This window comes from Niastella sp., assembly GCF_045805085.1.
Classification (GTDB): Bacteria; Bacteroidota; Bacteroidia; order Chitinophagales; family Chitinophagaceae; genus Niastella.
Map to the genome: position 1 here is coordinate 1 of NZ_JBJMLX010000040.1, position 2,953 is coordinate 2,953.

The following is a 2,953-nucleotide window of genomic DNA, read 5'->3' on the forward strand; positions in this document are numbered from 1 at the left end:
TTATATCCAGGATGTGCCCGGCGCGCGCACGTATTTTACCGGTCCGTCTGTAAGCGCGGCGAAGGGATTATTGAATAAGAAGCTGCGGCTGAACGCCACTTCTACCTATAACATTACCAGAACCACTATGAACAATGTGACCAGCCACAACGGGGTATGGAACAATTCCCTGCAGGCGTCATTTACGCCCCAGGCGCAGTCTGCCACACCACCCGCAGGTACAGGCGCCCCTGGTAAAACAAATAAAAAAATAATGGGCCGGCATAGTTTAAATGCCGGAGTGAATTACCTGCACCAGCAGGCAGTAGTCAATCAGAATGCCTTTTCAGAGCTGACCGTAACTGTTGGCTACAATTTTAGTTTTTAATATTCGACCATTACCAAATTAGCATATGAATCGTACGCACCATATCCGAATGAAGCAGAACAGGAAGGTTTTAAAATGGTTTATCGCCAGCATCATGATGCTAGCTGCATTATGCCAGGCTACCAATGTGCAGGCCCGTTTTATTTATCCCGTCACCGCTTCGTTGCAGCTGATACCGCCGTACAGCGTATATCTGCCCGATTATGCAGCGCCGGGGAACGATAAGTTGCGGGTTATATTAACGCTGAACGATCTTACCCAGCCTTCCTATACCGTGCGTTTGCGGTTGAAAGTGGAGTTCAATGGAAAAGTGATCATGCAAACCGATCCGGCTTACAGGGCATCGCCAATCACTATCCTGCCCGGTATGCCGCAGATCATCACGGGAACGCAGTTGAATGAATTGCTGGTGAGCGACCATATGCAATTTATGAATGGCTTCAACCGCGAGAACTATGAACGTACCAAGGCCCTGCCCGAAGGTGCCTACCGCATATGTGTTACCGCGTATGATTATAATAGAAGCGATGATGTAGCATTAAGTAATGATGGATGTAATATCTTCTTTTTTCAAAAGAATGAAGCGCCCTTACTGAACTATCCGTTGTGTAATACCCGGGTTGAAAGAAAGGAACCCCAGTTCCTCACCTTTACCTGGAGCATTCGCAATACCCCTTCATTTGTAACAGGTTCAATGGGCACAGGCTACCGGTTCGAGTTGTTTGAAGTAAGACCGGCCGGAAGCAATGCAGAATATATTGTACGCAGCAGTACACCCATCTATACAGCAACCACCGATGCGGCCATGCTTACCTATGGCCCTGCTATGCCCAAACTGCTCGACAGTATGCAATATGTTTGGCGCGTACAGGCTTTTGACAAAAGCGGGCGTGATGCCTACCAGAACAATGGGTACAGTCAGTCCTGTGTATTTACCTATGGCGGCGTAGATCCGTTTGTGGTCAATAATATAGGCAAGGCAGAATTGATGGGCGATGCATTGGGCGAACGAAGTGGTAAATGGTGGTGGCGCCTTACCAAAGCACAAACTGTCGATGGCTGGAATATTCAATACCGTAAAAAAGGCGATTCTGCCAGTAAAGGCACTGCCTATAGCTGGAACAAACAATACATCGCAGATACGTTGCTCCACCTGTTTAACCTGGAACCGGATAACAGTTATGAAGCCCAGGTTCAACCCATAATAAAAGGTATTACTGGATTCTGGAGCGAAATAGTGCCCCTGCACACCTTCCCCAAACGTGTATACGAATGTGGTAAGAACGATACTGCCAATAACGGGCTGGGCGCTGCTGCAGCCGGACAACCACTAAATTCGGCAGTAGCCGGTATGGTGGTACGCGTGGGAAGTTTTGATATGCAGATGCTGGACGTACAGGGCGGTAATGGCCGCTTTAGCGGTTATGGCGCCGTGGCCACACCCTTACTGGGCATGCGCCTGAATGTAAAGTTCACCGATGTGCAGATCAACGACCGCCTGCAATTGACGCAGGGCGAAGTAGTGGCGCTCAGCGACGGTATTGACGCCTGGATAAAAGACCGCACCAAAACAAATGACGATGTAAATACGATCAAAGACTGGAAGGAAACCATGCCCGACTTTGATACGGCTTCGCTGGCAACGCTGAAAGATTTTGCTACAGAGCTTTTAGGCATCAGTCCTGGCATCTGGACCGATACCTATGTATTTACCGACCAGGAAAGAAAAGATGTGATGGCAGCCATCCAGGAAGTGCAGGCAGCCATGAAGGATCTGAATGACGGCGATCCCTCGAACGATGCCGCTGCTGAAAAGAAACTGCGCGGCGCCCTTAAGAAGGCAGAACCGATGCTGGAGAAGTTGAGTGATAATATTGGTAAGGGCGTACTGGTGAAGCTGGGAGTGATCAGGGAACGGCTGGTTACCGATGCATTGACAGATATAAAGAAACAGTTGGAAGATGACCTGAAAAAACTGGTGTTGCGGTTAAATGAAGAGCAACGCGCAGCAATAGCCATGCATTGTCCACATCCATTCGGCTATAAAGAACGGGAAGGCGATAAAACGAAACTGGAAGCAAAGATCAAGTTGATCGAAAGGCTTTTGACCGACCAGCAGGCGCGGCAACTGTTTGAAGAGAGAATTGAAAGAAATACAACAGATGACAGTTATTTGAAAGAGCAGGAAAATGTGTTGAAACCCCTGTTTGACAAAGAAGAGAATAAATCAAAAAGCAGTATAGACCTGTTAAATGCCGGTAACAAGACCAAGGTAACAGGTATGATGAATAAATACCTCGATGACCAGGTGGATGCAGAACAACTGTTGGCAGGCAGTTCGAACCTCGTAGCGGATGCCGATAACCAGTCAGCATTTACAGTGCCAAAAGACAAGGTATACTATCTTACTCCGGATGGCAAGCCTTTAGACCTGGATAATTTCGACGGCGTAGTGCTTATTGAACCATATGGAAAAGGGCTGCTACAGTATGTAGTCACCGGGTTTAGCGTGTCCAGTAATAACACTAAAATAACGTGGGTTGCAAGAGGTAAAGACGATAAGTTTTTGGGTTATGTAAATACGAA

Annotated in this window: 2 protein-coding genes; both read left to right on the forward strand. The window is 47.6% G+C overall.

The genetic code is table 11. The annotated features are described in order from the left end of the window. Window positions 1-367 (forward strand): hypothetical protein (locus ACJ751_RS01820; protein ID WP_407743667.1); only part of this gene is annotated, 367 nt, incomplete at its 5' end. A gap of 25 nt (window positions 368-392) precedes the next feature. Then, window positions 393-2,953, forward strand: a 2,561-nt coding sequence (locus ACJ751_RS01825; protein ID WP_407743668.1) for a fibronectin type III domain-containing protein, incomplete at its 3' end; no start/stop codon positions are given.